Annotated in this window: 22 protein-coding genes; 7 read left to right on the forward strand and 15 right to left on the reverse strand. The window is 38.4% G+C overall.

Going from position 1 to position 20,126, the window contains the following annotated elements; translation table 11 throughout:
- Positions 1-29 precede the first annotated feature (29 nt).
- The 9 genes from OQZ33_RS02230 to upp all read right to left on the reverse strand — a co-directional run bounded on the left by OQZ33_RS02230 (position 30) and on the right by upp (position 6,830).
- A complete protein-coding gene (locus OQZ33_RS02230; protein ID WP_265797404.1) occupies positions 30-944 on the reverse strand; it encodes a glycosyltransferase in 915 nt (304 codons plus the stop codon).
- 110 nt (positions 945-1,054) lie between these two features.
- Positions 1,055-1,816: a class I SAM-dependent methyltransferase gene (locus OQZ33_RS02235; RefSeq protein ID WP_265797405.1), complete on the reverse strand. Its 762-nt coding sequence runs from the start codon at positions 1,814-1,816 to the stop codon at positions 1,055-1,057.
- Positions 1,817-1,827: 11 nt separating this feature from the next.
- Complete coding sequence (locus OQZ33_RS02240; protein ID WP_265797406.1) at positions 1,828-2,475, reverse strand: FkbM family methyltransferase; 648 nt, start codon at positions 2,473-2,475, stop codon at positions 1,828-1,830.
- Positions 2,472-3,791 carry a flippase gene (locus OQZ33_RS02245; protein WP_265797408.1) on the reverse strand — a complete coding sequence of 440 codons (1,320 nt, stop codon included), beginning with the start codon at positions 3,789-3,791 and terminating at the stop codon, positions 2,472-2,474. The genes OQZ33_RS02240 and OQZ33_RS02245 overlap by 4 nt, the downstream gene beginning before the upstream one ends.
- A 96-nt stretch (positions 3,792-3,887) precedes the next feature.
- Entirely contained in the window at positions 3,888-4,520 is a 633-nt protein-coding gene (locus OQZ33_RS02250; protein ID WP_265797409.1) for a hypothetical protein, read from the reverse strand.
- 37 nt (positions 4,521-4,557) lie between these two features.
- Positions 4,558-5,076, reverse strand: coding sequence for a DUF1569 domain-containing protein (locus OQZ33_RS02255; protein ID WP_265797410.1), 519 nt, complete (start codon positions 5,074-5,076; stop codon positions 4,558-4,560).
- A 21-nt stretch (positions 5,077-5,097) separates the two neighbouring features.
- A complete protein-coding gene (locus OQZ33_RS02260; RefSeq protein ID WP_265797411.1) occupies positions 5,098-5,787 on the reverse strand; it encodes a YjjG family noncanonical pyrimidine nucleotidase in 690 nt (229 codons plus the stop codon).
- Positions 5,788-5,814: 27 nt separating this feature from the next.
- Positions 5,815-6,141 (reverse strand): low molecular weight protein tyrosine phosphatase family protein, encoded by a 327-nt coding sequence (locus tag OQZ33_RS02265; RefSeq protein WP_265797412.1) that lies wholly within the window; start codon positions 6,139-6,141, stop codon positions 5,815-5,817.
- 41 nt (positions 6,142-6,182) lie between these two features.
- Positions 6,183-6,830 carry a uracil phosphoribosyltransferase gene (gene upp / locus OQZ33_RS02270; RefSeq protein WP_265797413.1) on the reverse strand — a complete coding sequence of 216 codons (648 nt, stop codon included), beginning with the start codon at positions 6,828-6,830 and terminating at the stop codon, positions 6,183-6,185.
- 187 nt (positions 6,831-7,017) lie between these two features.
- Here upp and OQZ33_RS02275 point away from each other — a divergent pair, with 187 nt between their 5' ends.
- Both OQZ33_RS02275 and OQZ33_RS02280 read left to right on the forward strand, forming a co-directional pair.
- Positions 7,018-7,278 (forward strand): hypothetical protein, encoded by a 261-nt coding sequence (locus OQZ33_RS02275; RefSeq protein WP_265797414.1) that lies wholly within the window; start codon positions 7,018-7,020, stop codon positions 7,276-7,278.
- Complete coding sequence (locus OQZ33_RS02280; protein ID WP_265797415.1) at positions 7,190-8,950, forward strand: glycoside hydrolase family 172 protein; 1,761 nt, start codon at positions 7,190-7,192, stop codon at positions 8,948-8,950. Before OQZ33_RS02275 ends, OQZ33_RS02280 begins: the two co-directional genes overlap by 89 nt.
- An 8-nt stretch (positions 8,951-8,958) precedes the next feature.
- On the opposite strand, the gene OQZ33_RS02285 is transcribed toward OQZ33_RS02280, so the two are convergent.
- A complete protein-coding gene (locus OQZ33_RS02285) occupies positions 8,959-10,215 on the reverse strand; it encodes a DUF7033 domain-containing protein (RefSeq protein ID WP_265797416.1) in 1,257 nt (418 codons plus the stop codon).
- Positions 10,216-10,348: 133 nt separating this feature from the next.
- Positions 10,349-10,855 (reverse strand): DUF6702 family protein, encoded by a 507-nt coding sequence (locus tag OQZ33_RS02290; protein WP_265797417.1) that lies wholly within the window; start codon positions 10,853-10,855, stop codon positions 10,349-10,351.
- A 241-nt stretch (positions 10,856-11,096) separates the two neighbouring features.
- Between OQZ33_RS02290 and OQZ33_RS02295 the strand changes: the two genes are divergently transcribed.
- From OQZ33_RS02295 to OQZ33_RS02315, 5 genes are all read left to right on the forward strand, one after another.
- Positions 11,097-11,681 carry a HupE/UreJ family protein gene (locus tag OQZ33_RS02295; RefSeq protein WP_265797418.1) on the forward strand — a complete coding sequence of 195 codons (585 nt, stop codon included), beginning with the start codon at positions 11,097-11,099 and terminating at the stop codon, positions 11,679-11,681.
- A gap of 14 nt (positions 11,682-11,695) precedes the next feature.
- Entirely contained in the window at positions 11,696-14,068 is a 2,373-nt protein-coding gene (locus OQZ33_RS02300) for a M1 family metallopeptidase (protein WP_265797420.1), read from the forward strand.
- A gap of 340 nt (positions 14,069-14,408) precedes the next feature.
- A complete protein-coding gene (gene uvrB / locus OQZ33_RS02305; RefSeq protein WP_265797421.1) occupies positions 14,409-16,451 on the forward strand; it encodes an excinuclease ABC subunit UvrB in 2,043 nt (680 codons plus the stop codon).
- 54 nt (positions 16,452-16,505) lie between these two features.
- A complete protein-coding gene (locus OQZ33_RS02310) occupies positions 16,506-16,703 on the forward strand; it encodes a YwbE family protein (protein WP_265797422.1) in 198 nt (65 codons plus the stop codon).
- A gap of 114 nt (positions 16,704-16,817) precedes the next feature.
- Complete coding sequence (locus OQZ33_RS02315) at positions 16,818-17,075, forward strand: DUF4834 family protein (protein ID WP_056850827.1); 258 nt, start codon at positions 16,818-16,820, stop codon at positions 17,073-17,075.
- 111 nt (positions 17,076-17,186) lie between these two features.
- Here OQZ33_RS02315 and OQZ33_RS02320 read toward each other — a convergent pair whose 3' ends face one another.
- The 4 genes from OQZ33_RS02320 to OQZ33_RS02335 all read right to left on the reverse strand — a co-directional run bounded on the left by OQZ33_RS02320 (position 17,187) and on the right by OQZ33_RS02335 (position 20,089).
- Entirely contained in the window at positions 17,187-17,624 is a 438-nt protein-coding gene (locus OQZ33_RS02320; protein ID WP_265797423.1) for an SRPBCC family protein, read from the reverse strand.
- Positions 17,625-17,731: 107 nt separating this feature from the next.
- Positions 17,732-18,658: a TIGR01777 family oxidoreductase gene (locus OQZ33_RS02325; protein WP_265797424.1), complete on the reverse strand. Its 927-nt coding sequence runs from the start codon at positions 18,656-18,658 to the stop codon at positions 17,732-17,734.
- Positions 18,659-18,663: 5 nt separating this feature from the next.
- Positions 18,664-19,479: a DUF393 domain-containing protein gene (locus OQZ33_RS02330; protein ID WP_265797425.1), complete on the reverse strand. Its 816-nt coding sequence runs from the start codon at positions 19,477-19,479 to the stop codon at positions 18,664-18,666.
- Between the two features lie 103 nt (positions 19,480-19,582).
- Positions 19,583-20,089 (reverse strand): GbsR/MarR family transcriptional regulator, encoded by a 507-nt coding sequence (locus OQZ33_RS02335; protein WP_265797426.1) that lies wholly within the window; start codon positions 20,087-20,089, stop codon positions 19,583-19,585.
- Positions 20,090-20,126 lie beyond the last annotated feature (37 nt).

Genomic DNA, 20,126 nt, shown 5'->3' on the forward strand with positions numbered 1-20,126 from the left:
GGAAGCCAAATTACTAAGAATAAATCTGATTATTTAGTAAAATATTGCGCTAACTTTTCTCTTACAAAACGTTTCACCCTCAAAACCATATTTCCTTTTCTGGTAGATAGAAAGCTTTTGATGATTTGATAGGCTTTCTTATCTTCTTCTATTACCTCTGGAAATTCAGTAATGGGTTTTGGGTTGATTACCACGTTATAAATATCGTTGATTCCAGAGTGTACACCGGTTCCGTCATGCCCAATATTATTCACCAGAGACTGGGATGGGTTTAGTGTTAAGCCGCCTTTCAAAAATATCGAGGCATACCAGCGAATGGCCCAACTGTTGTTTTTGCCTTTTTTGAATTCGAGCATCTGCTTCCAGAAATTCATTTTATTTTCTATGGAAAAGGCCGATTTTTTCTTCTTATCAAATTGTTTGATTAGCGTTTCAATGTTCGGCTCGAAATTCTTCCATGCTCTTCCCCAGGTCGCCCATCCCCAGCTGGTGGCGGCTCTGTAAAAAAATGACTGTGGTAAGCCCTCTGCTTTCAATGGATACATGTAAGCGCCGATATGCATTACCTTTACTTCATCGCGATAGCGATTTAGCGCATCGTTAAAATAGCTTAAAGTATGTGGTGAGGTAACCAAATCATCTTCCAGAACAATTGCCTGATCATAATCCTTGATCAGTTTGGTTACCCCCTCTATAACAGAGTTTGCTAAACCAGCATTTTCTTTCCGCTCAAATACTTTTACAGATTTAAAACCATCAACTTTATTGATAATGGCTCTTACTTCTGCAACATTTTCTTCGTCGTTTGATGTTTTTGCTCCATCAGAAAAAATAAATAACCTACTCTCTCTCGCCAGATTATTTTTCTGCAGAAATTTTATTGTTCGTTCGGTATGTTGCGGACGATTGTAAACAAAAAGGGCTATAGGGGCGAGGTTTTGCATTGATTTATTTTTTCATCATCTATCCGATACGTCCTGCTGAATTTATTTCAGCATCGCTATTTTAAGATCCTGAAATAAATTCCGGATGACGAGCTCATGAGGTTTACTAATTAGAAAATATGCAGATTAGAATCTGATTTCTGCGTTAAAACGGTATAGGCGTTTGCAAATTGTTCTTGTTTTTTTCTTCCCAGCAAATTCCCTAAAGTTTTTTTAATCTTGTACTCCAGTTCGATTTTTAAATTTTTTGTAAAGGTTTTAGGCGCTTTCCTATTGATAAATTCATTAAATTTTACAGTTTCTGGCGCAGTCATCGAAACCTTATCTTCCAGAATTTCCAATCCCTCGCTTTGCAATAAAAACCTCAATGAGGTTGGCGTGTACATATTAATGTGTCCATAATCCAAAAAGTGTTTCATGCGGTTATCTACACCAAAACGGTAATCTTTTGGTACTTCTACTACAATATACTTCGCTACCCGTTTTAGTTCGCGAAGAAGGATGCGCTCATGTTCCACATGCTCCAAAACGTGTGCGAGAATAATTAAATCGAAGCTATCATCTTCGTAGGGAATTTTGTACCCATCGAAAGTCCGCGCTTCCTTTAAACGAGATAATTTTCTATCCTTAATGATATCGACACCACTTTGAGCAATTTCCAAGGCATAAAGCTCCGGCGCGAAGTTCCAATCATTTAGAAAATGTAAGATACTCCCATCGCCAGCACCAACCTCCAAAACCTTTTTCGGCCTGATTCCTTCACAAACATCAACAATGTTTTTTGCCTTATATTTAGCACCAAGCATGCGCCAGGCTACATCACTATTGGTATAAAAATTATCGTAGGCTGTTTTAACTTCTTCGCTTAACATAACATTGGGGATTAAATGCCCAGACAGTTGTCGGTTTTATAAAAAACCGATGTTGCTTTTTCATAGAAAAATCCCGGAGAAATTCCACTGAAACTAAGTTCCTTAAAGCCTTGTTCTTTTAAAAAAGTACGTGCATCATCATAAAATTCACGTTCGCTATCATCTAAAACAATCACGCCCGTTGGGTTTAGAGCCTCTAAGCTGTATCTGCAGCATCGTACGCGGTCGCGACCATCAACAATAATGATATCGAATTTTTTACCTAACAACGCTGCCTTTTTTGCGTATTCTCCATCGCGTTGGAGCTCGCAAAAGATCATTTCTGCGTTTGCCGGACTTGTTCCTTTTACCTTATCAAACCAGCCTTTATCATGCTCAACAGAGGTGACAGATCCGGCTTTCTCTGCGTAGAAAATTGTAGAATTTCCAGAACCATATTCGAAAATATGTTGAGATTTATTGAGCCGTTCGTTAATAAAATCGATAAAAGAATAAGTTACCCACGGAAGGGCTTTGCCGTTCCCATCAACCGCTTGTTTTTTATCAAAGGCCGTGAACCAGCCAATGCTGTTCAAATAACCTTTATGTCCGTATGATAATAATGCTTTTAGCCTGTTAGGTTTTGCAATTAATGTAGAAAGTGCTTTTAAAGTGCTCAACGTTTTAATATTTTTTGAAATGCTGTGATCAAAAATAACGATTTTAACATCATTATTCCTTGCTGACGGGTTTTAGGGATAAGTAAAAGATAAAATGCGGAGCTTGCGCATGCAATTAATGTTGCAATAGATGCACCAACGCCTGCATACAGCGGGATTAGCCAGAAATTAAGAAGTATATTTATTATTGCACCAACTGCAGTTCGGTAAAAGGAGATTTTGGTAAATCCTTCAGCAAGAAGAAATTGTGAGCTGGCACTACCTAAGAAAACAAACACGCCTGACCAGATATGGATGGGCAACATATTTTCTGCTTCTGCAAAGCGATTGTCATAAATAATATCGATAATGATAGTGGAGCTGAAGGTGATTATTAGTGCCACAGGTAAGCTGATTGCCACTAGTAAATCATACAAGTTTTGCAGTCTTTTAATATATCGGGCATGATCGGTTTTCCTGGCATGAATTAATGCGGGAAAAACTGAGGTTACAATCGCAACCGGAATGAAATACCAGGCTTCGCTAATTTTTGCTACAGCACCATATATCCCGACGGCGGCACTTCCTTCACTTTTTAACATCACCAGATCGATCTTCATGTAAATAGAAACCATTACCGCCGATAGTATTAACGGTGCTGATTGTTTCAATAAGGATTTCGCCCGTTCTTTTTTAAAATGCCATTTAAAGATGCTAAATCCTTTGGAATGATACCTGATCGTTAGCCCTAATGCCAGGATAAAACCATCGAAAACGAGTGCCCAGGCAAACCAAATCACCGGCACCTTTAAATACACGAGGATAATTTTGAAAACAGCAGAAGCGATTACACAAATATTTTGGACCTGAACAACATATTTTGATTGCACCTGCGATTGAAAATAAGAGTCGATTACGTTGAAAGATTTAAAAAAAGCTGCAAATGAAAGCAACGCCACTACATACGTTAAGGGTTCTCCGGGCTTATCGGAAAGATGATGGAACAATAAATATAAGCCTATTGAAACAGGGATCAAGAGTAAATTAACTGTTAACCTTAATAATAATGAAGTTCCCAGTATTTCATCTTTTTTGGTTGGGTCATTTATAATTTCCCGAATCACGAAGGTGTCCAATCCTAACGCTCCAATTGCAGCCGCAATTGCAGTAAAAGCATCAGCAAAGCTTAAATCTCCAAATGAACTCGGCCCCAGAAATCTGGTGACCACAAAGCCAACAATCATACTCAGGATGCGGCCAAACATCAACCACCCTGTATTTTTTAAATACTTATTAAATGCTTCTTCATCAAAACCTTTTAGGGCTGGTAATTTCATTGGCGCAAAGATGTAAAAAAATGTGCGTTAATCAACTGAATGGTGCACCACTGCAATATCGCATCAGTGGTCTGCTTCACCATGTTTTTGATTAGTTTAGCCCCCGGTCTGGTTTTCAGCAGTTTTTACAGTTGCTGGCGCAATAGTAGTTGGAGGTGTGGTCACTGTCGTTGCCGGCTGAACCCCTTCAGAAGTCAATGGTGCACCAACTGCAATATCACATCGGTGGTTTGGTTGGCCATGGGGAGGATTCATTCCTTTGGCCGCTTTGGTATTTACAGTTTGGGAAACCACTGGTTTGCCCGTAGGTGATTGTGCTGCTTGAACTGGTTTCGAATCTAATGGCGCACCAACGGCAATATCGCATCTGTGCCCTGGTTCACCATGTTTAGGATTTAAGTTTTTTCCACTGCTGGTTTCCGTAGATGTTGCTGGTAGGTTAACTGCAATGGGCTGTGTTTGCGCGGCGGGTTTTTGAGCTGGTGTAGTTGCGGCTTGATTCAACGGCGCACCTTCTGCCAAATCACAGGTATGGCCTGGCTCGCCATGTTTAGGATTAAATATTAATGTTTTGCCTATGGTCTGCGCTTTAGTCGTGTTAGTGTTAGTGCCTTTCCGCAATCCTTCCAGCCCGCCAGGAGTAGAAATAACTGCGTTTTTATCTTCTTTTTTTTCGCTATTGCACGAAGATAAAATCGTTAAAGCAAAGAAATAAAATAAGTGTTTCATAAACCTCATCCGTTTAATCAAATATGAGCAATTATTTTTATCGTTTAAAACTCTCCTCAATTCTAACCAACTGTTTTAAATGGTGCTTGAGATGAATTTCAATAAAACGAAGCCATTGTTTTGCGTTTAAATATCCTAAACGGGGATGTTTGGTTTTGATCGTTCTATCGGCTGTTGCAACTAGCGGGTAAATTTTCGTTAGCGATTCCTCAAATTCCAGAATGAAGTCTAAAGCTTCGGCTTTAGTTATTTTTTTTACTCGGGCTATCAACCGCTTAGGTACTTTATATTTTTGCGACGGAGGGAAGGCGCCAAGAAATAAAATAACCTTAACTGCAAAATGAGTCGCTTCCTTTTCACCTTTGCCTTGGGCACTATTCTCTAAGGCAATTAGCGATAATAAGCTGGCATCGAATATATGTGAATACACTTCGCTATAACTCCAACCATTTATGGGTGGGGTTACCTGAAAAACTTCTTCATCATAATGTGATAGCTTGTTTTTGTAAGCATTCACAATTTTATGTATCGATGTATTCACTTTCGAGCTTGTCATTTAATAAAGATAAAATAACAATTAGAAAAGCAGCATTAATTCTTTCAAATGAGTAATTTGTTTGGCTACATCGGCAGGTTTTTCCTTTTCTAAAGGATTGAAGAAAATAGCTTCGATACCAAAATTTAATGCACCATAAACATCTGCTTCCAAACTATCTCCGATCATGATGCTCTCTGCCTTTGTTGCTTTGGCTTTATCCAGTGCATATTCAAAAATTTGTGGGTTTGGTTTATTAACGCCCACATCTTCAGAAATAATTACGTTTTCGAAATAAGGATTTAAGTTGGATAAATTCATTTTGGTCAATGTCGTTTCCTTAAATCCATTTGAAATAATATGCAAAGAGTATTTTTGCTGTAAATAAGCCAAAACTTCTTCAGCAGCCTCAAAGAGATTCGTCTTGGTTGGAGAAATACTGACGTAATCATCTTCAAATTGGTTCGGTACCGAATCGGGGTGAATACCTAATTGAATAAAGGTTTTGCTGAAACGTTCTGCCCGTAAAAATTCTTTGGTAATTTTTCCAAGGTGATAATCTGCCCAAAGCTGATGGTTGTTCTCCGTATATTTTAAAATGAAATCGGAGCACGATTGTAAGCCCAGTTCCTGTAATTTATGGGTATGGTAGAGTTCGTTCAGGGTTTCTTCGGCATTCCGATCAAAATCCCAGATGGTATGATCGAGGTCGAAAAAGATATGTTTTTTCATTAAAATATTTTTACAAAAGTAGATCATCTATGTTAATAATAGATAGTCTTGCGTTTTAGTGCGTAATTCTTCAATTAAGTGCTCATCCATGTACTGATAATCATCTGGAATATCCAGAGTGATAATCCGCTTGTTTACAATCTCCTCATTAAACTTTTCCGCTATTATTTGTTTATGTTTTTTTTCCATTACGAAGATGAGATCTGCCCACGATATATGGCGTGGGTTTAATTTGATCCGGGCAGATGGTGCAGTGCCTGCAGAGCGAATCTGGTGTTGACTGTGGTTTTTAAAAATTGTCTCAGCCGTTGCACTTCGCCACTTATTTCTACTGCAAACAAAAAGAACGTTCATTTTTTTATCTCTGTTACTTTTTTACAAGATCCACATCTTGATCATACTTTCTCTCCGTAAGCCAAATCTCCGGCATCGCCTAGGCCTGGAACAATGTAAGATTTGCTGGTCATTTCCTCGTCAATGGCACCCAGCCAAAGTTTAGCCTTTGGTAGATTGGCTTTTACGTGAATTACGCCCTCGGTACTGGCAATAGCGGCTACAATGTGTAGCTCGGCAATTTGATATCTATTCATTAATTCTTTACAGCACATCACCATGCTTTGTCCGGTGGCCAGCATAGGGTCGGCCATAATTAATATTTTGCCATCCAGATCCGGGCTAGAGATATAATCCATTTGGATCACGAAGTCGCCGCTTTTTTTAACTTTTCTATAAGCAGAAATGAAGCAACATTCCGATTTATCAAAGATGTTTAATAGCCCTTGCTGCAAGGGTAAGCCCGCCCTTAAAATGGTAGCCAGAACAGGTTGTTGCTCCAAAACTTCGCATTGCGAAACCCCTAAAGGCGTCGTAACATCTTTAGTCACATATTTCATTGATTTACTAATTTCATAGGCGAAGAACTCTCCAATACGTTCGAGGTTTTTTCTAAAACGCATCGAATCTTTTTGAATATTTTCATCACGAAGTTCGGAGATGAACGTGTTTGCTATGGATTTCGTCTTGCTTAAATCGAAAGTTGTCATTTTGCAGGTTTTGGGTAAGGGTATGGCTAATTTATTGTTTTTGATTGGTAAATGGGTAACATCTTTATGGCTAATGAGTAAACTGGCATTTTATATTGCTTAGCCAGAGAATAATTTTTAATTTAGTTATCGTATCACTAAAACGTATTAGTGTAGTGCTAACCAAATATTTTCTTAACCTCAGTCTATGAATTTAGCTAAGCTTTGTAAAATTTTTACCCTTACTTTTATAATTCTATTTTCCGTTCGCGTTTTTGCCCAGCGAAAAATCATCAACATTCAATCTGAGCTTGGAGCGATAATTAATCTTTCTGATCTGCCTCAATATACCGATGCGGTGGTAAAGCAATTTTCATCTTATGATACAACAGGGAATAACGATGATGGTTTTAGCGGGAAGTATTCCTTTATTAGAAAAACTGCAGACGGAAGTTCAGGTTGTTTTTGAAGATAAAGGTGCGGGGGTCATCAATCGGATCTGGACACCAACGCCCACTAATGATACGCTCGATTTTTATTTTGACGGAGGTAAAAAGCCGTCTTATTCAATCCGGTTTGCAGACCTGTTTTCTGGCAAAGTTTCGCCCTTTAATCTTCCCCTGTGTGGCAACCAGATTGGAGGCTATTTTTGCTACTTTCCAATTCCATACAAAAATGGATGTAAGGTAGTTTTTAGAGGGAAGAAACTTGAGTTTTATCAAATCCAGTACCGCAATTTCGGTAAGGCAGCTGTTGTTAAAACATTTAATCCAGCTTTATCTGCTGATGAGAAAACGGCTTTGGAGAAAATTTCTAAAACTTGGGCAGATATCAGAGGGCAGACTCTTTCTGTAGCAAACGCCCAAGCATTTGCAGTGGACAAAGTCCTGAATCCAGGTGAGAGCACTACGTTATTAAAAGTAGATAAACCGGGGCGCTTTGTTGGTTTCGAAATGGAAAATGCCCAACAGTTTGAAGGATTGAGCAAACTTATCGATATTAAAATCACCTGGGATGATGAAAGCCAGCCTGCAGTTTATATGCCACTGGCGGACTTTTTTGGCTATGCTTTTGGTCGCGTATCTATGCAAAGTCTGTTAGCAGGCACTGCCAAAAACATCAACTACAATTATTTTCCTATGCCTTTTGATAAAAATGCGAAGCTGGAAGTAATCTACCGGAGAGCCACCTCGACTGAAAGGGAAGAACCGCTAAGAATCAAGGCAAAATGGTATTATGCGCCCATTCCGCGCAACTCAAACACGGAAGGGAAACTTTACACTCATTGGAACCACGATAAGAATGCAGCAATGGGTAAACCACATGTTTTTTTGCAGGGAGAGGGTAGAGGACATTACGTAGCCACGATTTTGCAGGCGCAAGGTTTAAATCCAGGAATGACGCTATTTTTTGAAGGAGACGATTATACCTCGATTGATGGGAAAATGACCCTGCATGGAACTGGTTCTGAGGATTATTTCAATGGAGGTTGGTATGCTTTGCTCGATCGTTGGGACCGGAAAATGAGCCTGCCACTACATGGTTCGCTGGATTATTCCTTGCCCTTCAGCCGAACAGGTGGCTACCGCCTGTTTTTAACAGATAAAATGCCCTTCAAAAAAAGTATTCTTCACACCATTGAACATGGTCCGGAGCAAAATAATAAGCCCGTCGACTATACATCGGTAGCATTTTATTATGCCGAAAAAGCCATTTCCAAATCAGCTAAACCCACTAATGAAAATACCTTGGTTTATCTTCCGGATACGATGATGGTGTATCCACAATTGATGAACTTTAGTTTTAACGGACAAGCCACTATCAATGGAAATAATTTTATTTCTACAACTGGGGCACAGATCAGAATTGATTTACAGGAAATTCCCGATGGGAAATATGAACTTTTTGCCGATGTTGAAATTGCTCCCGATGGTGCGGAGATTACTTTCTGGCAACGGCAAACACAGGTAAGCCAACCCATTTCCTTTTACAACAGCCAAAAAGAAACCAAAAAGAAAATGTTTTTATGCGATGTTGAAATCAGTGAATTTCAAAATACCCTAACGCTTCATTTCAAAAACGATAAAGAGCGAAACAGGCTAAATATTGACAGACTGATTTTAGTAAAAACAAAAAATTAATGCCTTGCTTAGCTGTTCATTTCATGAAAAGCAGCTTGCAGTTTTTTATATTTCAAATGATTTGAAATATGAGGTAATTCCCAGTTGCTTACAAACTGGCCATTAACGAATTTTACCGCATCGATATATTCTTTTAGTGTTTTGTTAATATTATCAAAGCTCATATCTACTAAAGCCGAGTCGTTTAGACAATAAGACTTAACCAATAGGGCTGTCACCTTTTCCAGCTGCAGATCATACCAGTTAAATGGTGTACAAGTTCCTGCCCTAAAACCCGAAATGTCCGGATAACCCATGGAATAATCTGTGGTAATGCCAGAATTAAGTAGGTTAAGGTAGCACATCGGGAATTTTAAAGTTTCGAGTTGCTGACTGCTTAAATTGATTTGATGGGGTAAAATCTTTTTTAGCTTAGATATGCCATTTTTAATTTCATCTATTTTTTCCTTATCACTTGCACAAGGTAGTAATAAGCCAACGCTTTTGTTAGTTAGCATTTGGGAGACTTCATTTGCCTGAATGTATTCAATCGCTACTTTTGGAAAGCTTATAAAAAATACGGGGTTGATTTTTTTCTTCTCAATTGTTTTTTCAAGCGCAGTTAAAGCCGTTTCATTGTTAATACCAAGGCCTGTTAATTGATCCAATTTTGAACTTAAATAACTGTTGTCTTTGCTGAATACAGTGCTAAATATAAACCGGGTCTTCCCTAAAAAACCCTCAGGGGCATTTGGTATAATGCTAAAGTTTATACAAGGCTGGCTACTAAAATTTTTATCTAAGAAATTTATCGTGGGATGTTTTGTGCGGATAAAATTTTTAATTAGCAGTGCCCATTCATCGATAATGGGTCGGTCTAAAATCTTCCATTTATATTGGTAGCTATTTACTGACTTAAATTCCTCACCGGTTTTTTGCTGATGAAGATATTCCTCATATCTGGTTACAATAAAAAAAGATGCAGCGAAAACATCAAAAGGAAGTGTAGAACTTTCTACCGGAAATGGCACCTGGTATTCCCCAAAAGTGGTTGTTTTAATATTTAGTTCATTGACCTTGTTGGAGAAAAGAATGGAAGTGCTTTTAAAAAAAATCTCGTCTCCCAATGGTTGTTCTCCATAACTGATTTTAACGTGTTGGCTCTGTAAAAAATATTGACTGTTTCCGGTGAATTCTATTTCGCCTTTGAGTATTTCCTTAAAGATAAAATTGAAAATGTATTTTATCCGGGGGGTTAAAACAGATGAGAAGATGATTAAATGCATAACTTATTTTAACAGCGCAATGTTTAAACTAAGGTTATAAATAATTCTTCCCGCGGGTATGATTTTGATGTTAACGGGATGCTAAAAATAGTGGATTTTAACAGAAATTTAATATTTTAATACAAAATTACCCTCAAAAGTTTGTCGTAAACTTTTTGTCTGGATACAAAATCTTGGTGCTTTTTCTGGTTTTGCCTTTCACAATATGAACGATACTCATCTGATCATCAAACAAATCGTATAAGATAATATTGCTGACTTCTACGGACTTAAAAGTGTTAACTTTTTCTGCTTCCAGGTAGATGTTGGTGGCTTCATGGTCGATTTCAAAGCCTAGATAACGCATGTTAATCTGCTTTCCATTGGCCTTAATTTGCAGGTGGGAAATGATGTATTTTTCAATTACCTCATCCATTTTACCTTTAATTAAAGGGTTAGCTAAGTCTATTTTCTGCTTGTAGTTTTTGGCCAATATTGATTCAAAATCATCAGTAAAAATTCTGCAGCTTACCTCAATCGCTTTTTCCTGCTGATTGTAGTTTAACTCAGTTGTGCTTACATGTAATGGATGTTTCACATTAAGGGCAAGGCAAACGTAACCGCATATAAGAATGGCAAAAAAGAATTTTATCTTACTCATGATTGAATCAATGAAATGCGAATTTACAAATTTATCACTACGATGTTGTGATTCAATGTGGGACTTGATCCTCTCCCTTCGAAATTTTATCAAAATGGACATCTATTCCTCTATTAACCCCGATGTCGGTAACATTTTAGGTAAACTTATCCGTTGTTTTTTGAAAAAGACAGCTTTTTAGAATTATTACCTTAATTTTAAGCTTTAAAACTATCACATCTCGTAGGTTATCTAGTTATTCATGCCGTTACAAGATTTTATTTTCTACTTTAAACTAGGTTGGAGCCATATCATCAGTGCGGATGCTTTGGATCACCAGCTGTTTATATTGGCACTGGTTGCAATTTACAGCTACACTAATCTAAAGCAGGTATTGATTTTGGTAACCGCATTTACAATAGGGCATTCTCTAACTTTACTTTTGAGTGTGCTCGATATCATTCGTTTTGATAGCAAATGGGTGGAATTTTTAATTCCCTGCACTATTGTCATCACTGCTGTGAGTAACTTATCTAGAAAGAACTTTTCCTTAAAATCGATCAAGATAAATTATTTTTTGGCGTTGGGTTTTGGTTTGGTACATGGGATGGGTTTTGCAAACTCCATCAGAATGATGCTTGCGAAAGACCAAAATCTAGGCTGGGGCTTGTTCGGCTTTAATGTTGGTTTAGAAGCAGGGCAGGTTTTCATGGTTTTGATAATCTTATTGATTACATTTATTATTTTTAATTACACCAGAATTAGGCGCTTCAGCTGGGTTTTGTTTATTTCGGCAGCCGTGTTTAGCCTGGCTTTAAAAATGGCTATAGAAAGAATACCCTTTTAGCATTAGAAAAGATCATGAATAAATTGTTTACATTAACAGGCCTGCTTCTTATTTCTGGTAGCGCGGCTATGGCTCAAAACATTCAGAACAATCCTGGTAGCAACCATGGAAATAAGTTTGAGCAGTTGGGCACTATTTTGCCTACCCCAAATGAGCAGCGTACAGCAAGTGGTGCGCCGGGCGTAAAGTATTGGCAACAAAGGGCCGATTATAACATTAAGTGCGAATTGGATGAAAAGAATCTGATGTTAACGGGTTCTGAAACCATTACCTATACCAATAATTCTCCAGATCCTTTAACTTATATTTGGTTGCAGCTGGATGAAAACGAACACAGTACCTCGAAAAGTGCAAATTACCAGGATGCAACGAAAATGCCAGCCGGAGGAACTACGCAAACACTTGATCAGTTGAGTGCCAAGGGCGATAATGGCAACGGGATCAACATTACCAAATTGACAGATGCAACAGGGAAGACTTTGAAATACACGGTGAATAAAACCATGATGAGGGTTGATTTGCCTGTAGCCTTGAAAACCGGACAGAAGTATATTTTCAATATCAATTGGAATTATAAAATCACCGATAGGATGAGCGTTGGCGGCAGAGGTGGGTATGAATTTTTCCCGGCAGATGGAAATTATCTTTTCACCATGACCCAGTGGTATCCTCGTTTATGTGTGTACAGCGATTTTCAGGGTTGGCAAAACCACCAGTTTACAGGTAGAGGTGAGTTTGCCTTAACTTTTGGCGATTTTAAAGTACAAATGACCGTTCCTGCCGATCACCTAGTTGGATCAACTGGTGAATGTATCAACTACAGCGCAGTGTTAACTCCAACCCAGTTAAGCAGATACAACACCGCCAAAACAGCTACAGCTCCGGTAGAAATCCAAACTTTAGCTGAAGCAAAAGCTGCTGAAGCTAAAAAATCCACTGCGAAGAAAACCTGGGTATTCAATGCCAACAACGTTCGTGATTTCGCATGGACTTCCTCCCGGAAATTTGTTTGGGATGCGATGCCGCAAAAAATTGAGGCCAACAACAATACCGTGATGTGCATGAGTTTTTATGGTAAGGAAGCTTATAATTTATACAGTAAGTTTTCAACCAGAGCTGTAGCGCACACTATTAAAACTTATTCTGATTTTACCATCCCATATCCTTACCCGGTAGCACAAAGTATTGAAGCTGCGAACGGAATGGAATATCCGATGATATGTTTCAATTATGGCCGTACCGATGCAGATGGAACGTATAGCGAAAGCACCAAAAATGGGATGCTGGGCGTAATTATCCACGAGGTTGGGCATAACTTTTTCCCAATGATTGTAAACAGTGATGAGCGCCAGTGGACCTGGATGGATGAAGGTTTAAATTCATTTGTTGAATACTTAACGGAAGAACTTTGGGATAATAAATTTCCGAGCAAAAAAGGCCCGGCTTATACCATTGTTGATTACATGAAATTGCCGAAAGATGAATTGGAACCAATTATGACTAACTCTGAAAATATTGTTCGCTTTGGTCCAAATGCTTACTCAAAGCCGGCAACAGGTTTAAATATCCTTCGCGAAACCATTATGGGAAGAGAGTTATTTGACTATGCTTTCAAAGAATATTCCAGAAGATGGGCATTTAAACATCCTGAACCTGCCGATTTGTTTCGTACAATGGAAGATGCCAGCGGCGAAGATTTAGACTGGTTTTGGAGAGGTTGGTTTTACGGAACAGATCCTTGCGACATCTCTTTGGATAGCGTGAAATTTGCGAAAGCTGATTTTCCAAAAGAGGTGCCTGCGGCAAGATCCAGAATGGTTAAAGTAGATAAACCTGCTTTAAACGCTTTCGAAGATATTTCCAAAATCAGAAACCGTGAGGATAAGAAAATTAATTTTTACGTTGATAAAAACACAGGCGCACAAGATTTCTATTATAAATATGATAGGGGTATGGTTACAGTTGATACGACTGCAACAACAAAACAAGAGATGGCAATGCCTTACGAAGTGGTCCCGGAAGCAGATCAGGCCAAGTACGCCAATAAATTTTTGTACGAACTGAGTTTTAGCAATAAGGGCGGTTTAGTTATGCCCATTATTGTAGAATTCACGTACAAAGATGGAACCAAGGAAATTGATCGTATTCCTGCCCAAATCTGGAGACACAATGAGTTGAAGACATCTAAGTTTTATGTTAAGGATAAAGAAGTAGCTTCAATTTTAGTTGATCCATTACGTGAAACAGCCGATATTGATACAAGTAATAACGCTTGGGGCGGCAAAGCAAAAGAAAGTAAATTCAGAGCATTTAAAATGAAAGCTGCAACTGCGGTTAGAGGCCAGTCGGTTGGCTCAAACCCAATGAAAGTGGCAGGAAGTAAATAGATATTTTACTGTTTTGATTAAAAATCCTCGTTGAATAATTTCAGCGAGGATTTTTTTTACCTAGTAAATCAAAAGTTCAACTTTCGATTTACTAGGTTGATGCTGATTTAAACTCGATGAGGTAGGGTTAATAAATTATTAAATAAAAAGTCAATGCTGTTAAATCGTTTTGAACTACGGTTGGAATCTCTTCATTTTATTCCAACTATTTCTAACCTTTCTGCCTGTTTCCTGTTTACCCTTTAATTCCTAATCCCCCTTACTTTTTTTAGGTTTTACACGAGGAAGAGAGATCATCAAAATTGCTTATCACACCAATTTTGACTAAATTTGGTTAACAATGAAATTTAACATTACTTCAGAATATAAACCTACCGGAGATCAGCCAAATGCAATTAAGCAATTAGTTGATGGTGTAAACGCCAACGAACATTATCAAACATTATTAGGTGTTACAGGCTCCGGAAAAACATTTACCATAGCCAACGTAATTGAGCAAACCCAAAAGCCAACGCTAATCTTAAGTCATAACAAAACTTTGGCAGCGCAGCTTTATGGCGAGTTCAAGAATTTTTTTCCTGAGAACTCGGTTAATTATTTCGTTTCCTATTACGATTACTATCAGCCAGAGGCTTTTATCGCTTCGAGCAATACCTATATTGAAAAAGACTTAAGCATTAATGAAGAGATTGAAAAACTCCGTTTGCGCACTACATCGTCTTTAATGAGCGGTCGAAGAGATATTATTGTGGTTTCTTCTATTTCCTGCATTTACGGTATGGGAAACCCCGAAGACTTTTCCCGGATGGTTTTCCGCTTTGGCGTAGGTTTAAGGATTTCGAGAAATGCTTTTTTACATAGTTTGGTAGAAATTTTATATTCTCGCACCACAACCGAGTTCAAACGGGGAACTTTTAGGGTTAAAGGTGATACCGTAGATATTTACCCGGCATATTTGGATCATGCCTATCGCATTTCTTTTTTCGGCGATGATATTGAAGAACTTTCTGCTATTGATCCGGTATCGGGTAAAACATTGGAAAAGTTGGAAGATATGGCCATTTACCCGGCCAACCTCTTCGTTACACCAAAAGATCGGTTCAATCAATCCATCTGGGGAATACAGGAAGAGCTGGAAATCCGCAAGAACCAGTTGATCGCCGACAGGCATTTGTTAGAAGCCAAAAGATTGGAAGAACGCACCAACTTCGATATCGAAATGATGAAGGAGTTGGGTTATTGCTCAGGAATTGAAAACTATTCACGTTTCTTCGATGGTCGCCAGCCTGGAATGCGCCCTTTCTGCCTGTTAGATTATTTTCCAGATGATTATCTGATGGTAATTGATGAAAGTCACGTTACGGTGCCGCAGATCAGGGCCATGTATGGTGGCGACAGATCTCGGAAATTATCCCTTGTGGAGTATGGATTTCGTTTGCCAGCTGCGCTGGATAACAGACCGCTAAATTTTAACGAGTTCGAGGCTTTGGCACCGCAAACTATATACGTAAGCGCAACGCCTGCGGAATATGAATTGGAGAAATCGGAAGGTGTGGTGGTAGAGCAAGTGATTCGTCCGACGGGTTTACTCGATCCGGTGATCGAAATCAGGCCTGCAATTAATCAGGTAGATGATTTGCTGGATGAAATCGACTTAACCATAAAAGATGGTGGACGCATTTTGGTAACAACTTTAACCAAACGCATGGCCGAAGAATTGACCAAATATCTGGATCGTTTAAACATTAAAACAAGGTACATCCACTCAGAGATAAAAACTTTAGAAAGGGTAGAAATTCTTCGTGGTTTACGTTTAGGGGAATTTGATGTTTTAGTGGGAATTAACTTGCTGCGTGAAGGACTTGATTTACCGGAGGTAACTTTGGTAGCCATTTTGGATGCAGATAAAGAAGGCTTTTTACGGTCAGAGAAATCACTCATTCAAACCATTGGACGTGCCGCCCGTAACGATCGGGGCAGGGTAATTATGTATGCAGACGGAATTACCGAGAGCATGGAAAAAACAATTTCTGAAACCAACCGCCGTCGCGATATTCAAATTGCTTACAATCTCGAGCATGGCATTACCCCTAAAACAGTTGGTAAATCTCGCGAAGCAATTTTAGAGCAGACCTCAGTACTTGATTTCTCTCAAGAAGCCAGTGATAATAAAGCAAGAGCTTATGTAGAAAATGCAGAAATCAGCATTGCGGCCGATCCAATTGTACAATATATGGGTAAAGCTGAGTTGCAAAAAGCGATAGATAATACGAAAAAGGACATGCAGAAAGCCGCAAAAGATATGGACTTTTTACAGGCTGCAAAATTGCGTGATGAAATGTTTGCCCTGGAAAAAATGTATAACGAAAAGTTTGCTAAGTAACGTTTTTACTTCCATTTTGCTAAAAATCGAAATTTATTCAGAATTTTGAAGCAAATGAACGGTCAGAACAGAAAAGATATTTACCCAGGTTTAGAAGTTGGCATCATCCTAAAAAAAGATCAACGATCAGGAAATATTACTTATGGGGTGGTTCAAACACTACTTACCTCAGCGGCTTTTCACTCACGCGGAATCAAAGTGAGGTTGGAAGATGGGCAGGTTGGCAGAGTGGCAGAAATCGTAGAAGAATAAAATTTTCTTTCATATTTTCGCCTTTTATTTTGTAATGGGAATGCAATTAAAGAATTAAGAAGTAACAAAATAAATTTTGGTACGTCTATATTTGTAACAACACTAAATTAAAGAATGGCATTTATTAAATTTATATTCATCGCAATATTAGTTCTTTGGATCATCAGAATGTTGATTCGATTGATATTGCCGATGCTGTTTAATAACCTGGCCAGCAAAATGCAACAACAAGCAAGCGGACAGGGGCAGCAGCAACAACAGCGAAGATCGAAACCGGAAGGGGCAATTTCTATAGATTATATGCCGCCTAAACCCGATCAAAGTAAAACGGATAAACTCGGCGACTTTGTAGATTACGAAGAAGTTAAATAGTATTCAAGTCCTGATGAAAATCAGGACTTTTTTTAGCTTTACCTACAACGATGTATTCCTTCAAAAGATAGACTAGTTACTGGTGGCTTATTACAGTTCCAGTCTATCCCTTTAATCTATGCTTAGGTCTTGAAATAGCCCATTCTCCGCTGCAGCTTTGATCATCAAATTCCTCTTCCTCAGTAAATCGACCATATATTCTTTTAGAAACAACTGCTCTACAATCAACCCGAAAATTCCGGCAGGAGCATTAAATTCAAAAATATCGGTCATTTCTGTCACGTCCTGTATTGATGTGAACAAATGTTGATGGTGTAGCTTTTTAAATGGACCTTTTATCATTTCATCAATAAAGCAAACGGGGCTTTCCATAGTGTTGACTTTGCTAGTCATGGTGAAATTTATCCCAAAGTTTCTTGCTTTCCAGGTAACGGTCTCATGTAGGTCAATCAATCCCGATTTTCGGCCAGCAATCGCTTCTTCTTTTGAAAACTTCATGGAGTGTACATGAAGATCAATGCTTCTGGCCAAATCGAAACATCTTTGCATCGGCGCCGCTATTAAGGTTTTTAGTATGACGGTAGGCATCTTCTTTTTACTCCCATTTTTATTTTTGGCTTGGATTTATTTGAATCTTAATTACCCGTGGAGCGTATTTAAATTCTTAAACTCACAATATCATGTACAGCATCTTCAATTTTTCGATACTGAAATTCAAATCCATTATCAAGTAATACAGCTGGTTTAACCCACCTGCTTTTTAAAATTAATTCGGTTTCGGTGCCAATAATTGCTGCACCAATGCTCAGTAACCAGGCAGGCGTTGGTAAACCAAACGGAATTCCATAGGTTTTTCTAATGGTTTTCATTAGCATGTTATTTGTGACGGCATCTGGAGAAGTGCAATTCACTACGCCGTTAATGGCTTCGTTTTTAAGTAACCATTGGATACTGTGAATTGCATCTTGTTCATGTACCCAATTCACAAACTGATGACCATCACCTTGTTTGCCGCCCAAACCAAGTTTTACCAGGTTAAGCAATCTTGGAAATGCGCCGTCGCTGCGGCCTAATACAATTCCCATTCTTAGCGCTATCTTTCTTGTTCGAGGGGTTTCTGTTTCGAAGAAACAACTTTCCCAGGCTTTACATACATCAATAGAAAAACCGTAGCCAATTTCTCCTGTATACTCATCCTGTGGGCGATCTTCGGCATGGCGATAGATAGTAGCGGAGGTAATATTGATCCAGAGCTTAGGTGGATTTAGCAAACTCGGTATTACATTACTCAACAAACGGGTAGGAATAACCCTTGAATTTATTATTTCCTGCTGATTTTGTTTAGTGTACCTGCAGTTGACGTTCTTCCCGCACAGGTTTACCAATAAATCAGCATCCTCAATAGCCTTGGTCCATTCACTTTCGGTTTTCCCATCCCATAAAATTGTTCTTACATTTCCATTTTGCGCTTTTTGTTTTCTACTCAAAATAATCACTTCGTTTGCTAAGCTACTAAAGTGCTTGGCTAACAAGCCCCCCAAATATCCATTTCCACCAGCTAATACTATTTTATTGTAAATCATGACGGCTATAAGTTAAAAATTAAACCCAAAATAATTAGGCGATAAACTGCCCAGGTAACACTCATTATCCAACCCAGTTGCAAAAGTTTACTTCTTCGAATATGTTCTAAAAACATTAAACCCGCTACAAATAAAAAGTATAAAACATACAATGCCGGATGGACATTAAAAAGCTGATGGGCAAGCAAACCTAAACTTAACAGAAGTGAGCCGGCAAAAGAGATCGTCATCATATTGCCTAAATAATCCCAAAGCTTCTCTTTGCGATAAAAACTAATAATTATCCCCTGAAACAATATTTGTCCGCCACAAATAAAATACTCCCTATAAGCACTTCCCAGTGGAACATAATTGCTTAATAAATGTGCATAAGCAGTTAAAATGTATGCCGTTACAAACCAGGTCAATAGGAGGTAAGCAATACGATAGTGAAGTTTAAAGGAGGGTTGAACGCTATTGAATTTGGTATTTGCAGGAATAATGACTTTTCTGTTGTAGGAAACCAAAGCGTAAAGCTTAGCCATAATGAAAAGGAATGGTCCAAATGCAAATAGCGGCTTAAATACCGGCATGGCGTGTCCAATGATTTTAAATAAACTAGTTATACCATAAGTTACTTCGCCATTTTCCGTATTAACCAATGCAATTTCATTGGCTGCCCGTTGCCTGTCAACCAGCGGACAAACATGTGCCGGCATATGCTGATAGGCTACTCTTCCGTTTAATTCCAACATACCAGCTTTAACAAATCCCTTGGTATAGAGGTGGCACATTGGGCATTCTTCATCAAATAAAATGAGGTGGTTGTTTAGTGCTTTCATTGTTCTATATTTTAAACTTTCAGTAAAAAATGAAAGATTGGATTAAAAAATAAAGCCACTTGGGCTTTAAGCTCCTCCACTTCATGGAGGGTGGGAGTTGGGACTATTTAAAAACCTTTAAAACAGATCCCCAGAACCAGCTTTCTTCAGCTTTTAGCATGGTTTCCAATGTTTTATCTACATTTGCGGCAAGCTTATTAATATCTGTAATTGACTTTTTAAACGTTTTATATTCCGGATCTTTATCATCACCCTGAACAGATGAAAGCTCATTTAATACTTTCAGTACAGGCTCTAATTCTCTCTTTTTTCTCTCCTTAGCTACTTGCCTGGCAATGTTCCAAACATCTTTATCTGCAAAAAAATATTCCTTTCGTTCGCCGGCTTTATGCTGCTTTTCAATCAATCCCCATCCAATTAAATCCCTCAAGGTCATATTTGCATTTCCCCTAGAGATACTCAAAGTTTCCATAATCTCTTCTGTAGTTAATGCTTCAGGAGAGATTAGTAATAAAGCATGCACCTGGGCCATTGTACGGTTAATGCCCCATTCAGATCCCAACTTACCCCATGCTTCAATGAATTTTAATTTTGCTGCTGCTAATTCCATAAACAAATATAACAACATTTTTAAAGTTTCAAAAATT

Source organism: Pedobacter sp. MC2016-05 (genome assembly GCF_026239735.1).
Taxonomy (GTDB): Bacteria; Bacteroidota; Bacteroidia; order Sphingobacteriales; family Sphingobacteriaceae; genus Pedobacter.

Bases quoted from the DNA above. Each gene is read 5' to 3' on its own strand.
- OQZ33_RS02230 (WP_265797404.1), bottom strand. From the start codon at position 944: ATGCAAAACCTCGCCCCTATAGCCCTTTTTGTTTACAATCGTCCGCAA.
- uvrB (WP_265797421.1), top strand. From the start codon at position 14,409: ATGAAATTTAACATTACTTCAGAATATAAACCTACCGGAGATCAGCCA.
- OQZ33_RS02280 (WP_265797415.1), top strand. From the start codon at position 7,190: ATGATACAACAGGGAATAACGATGATGGTTTTAGCGGGAAGTATTCCT.
- OQZ33_RS02295 (WP_265797418.1), top strand. From the start codon at position 11,097: ATGCCGTTACAAGATTTTATTTTCTACTTTAAACTAGGTTGGAGCCAT.
- OQZ33_RS02290 (WP_265797417.1), bottom strand. From the start codon at position 10,855: ATGAGTAAGATAAAATTCTTTTTTGCCATTCTTATATGCGGTTACGTT.
- upp (WP_265797413.1), bottom strand. From the start codon at position 6,830: ATGACAACTTTCGATTTAAGCAAGACGAAATCCATAGCAAACACGTTC.
- OQZ33_RS02285 (WP_265797416.1), bottom strand. From the start codon at position 10,215: ATGCATTTAATCATCTTCTCATCTGTTTTAACCCCCCGGATAAAATAC.
- OQZ33_RS02250 (WP_265797409.1), bottom strand. From the start codon at position 4,520: ATGAAACACTTATTTTATTTCTTTGCTTTAACGATTTTATCTTCGTGC.
- OQZ33_RS02335 (WP_265797426.1), bottom strand. From the start codon at position 20,089: ATGGAATTAGCAGCAGCAAAATTAAAATTCATTGAAGCATGGGGTAAG.
- OQZ33_RS02260 (WP_265797411.1), bottom strand. From the start codon at position 5,787: ATGAAAAAACATATCTTTTTCGACCTCGATCATACCATCTGGGATTTT.
- OQZ33_RS02315 (WP_056850827.1), top strand. From the start codon at position 16,818: ATGGCATTTATTAAATTTATATTCATCGCAATATTAGTTCTTTGGATC.
- OQZ33_RS02300 (WP_265797420.1), top strand. From the start codon at position 11,696: ATGAATAAATTGTTTACATTAACAGGCCTGCTTCTTATTTCTGGTAGC.
- OQZ33_RS02325 (WP_265797424.1), bottom strand. From the start codon at position 18,658: ATGATTTACAATAAAATAGTATTAGCTGGTGGAAATGGATATTTGGGG.
- OQZ33_RS02310 (WP_265797422.1), top strand. From the start codon at position 16,506: ATGAACGGTCAGAACAGAAAAGATATTTACCCAGGTTTAGAAGTTGGC.
- OQZ33_RS02320 (WP_265797423.1), bottom strand. From the start codon at position 17,624: ATGCAAAGATGTTTCGATTTGGCCAGAAGCATTGATCTTCATGTACAC.
- OQZ33_RS02255 (WP_265797410.1), bottom strand. From the start codon at position 5,076: ATGACAAGCTCGAAAGTGAATACATCGATACATAAAATTGTGAATGCT.
- OQZ33_RS02330 (WP_265797425.1), bottom strand. From the start codon at position 19,479: ATGAAAGCACTAAACAACCACCTCATTTTATTTGATGAAGAATGCCCA.
- OQZ33_RS02235 (WP_265797405.1), bottom strand. From the start codon at position 1,816: ATGTTAAGCGAAGAAGTTAAAACAGCCTACGATAATTTTTATACCAAT.
- OQZ33_RS02245 (WP_265797408.1), bottom strand. From the start codon at position 3,791: ATGAAATTACCAGCCCTAAAAGGTTTTGATGAAGAAGCATTTAATAAG.
- OQZ33_RS02265 (WP_265797412.1), bottom strand. From the start codon at position 6,141: ATGAACGTTCTTTTTGTTTGCAGTAGAAATAAGTGGCGAAGTGCAACG.
- OQZ33_RS02275 (WP_265797414.1), top strand. From the start codon at position 7,018: ATGAATTTAGCTAAGCTTTGTAAAATTTTTACCCTTACTTTTATAATT.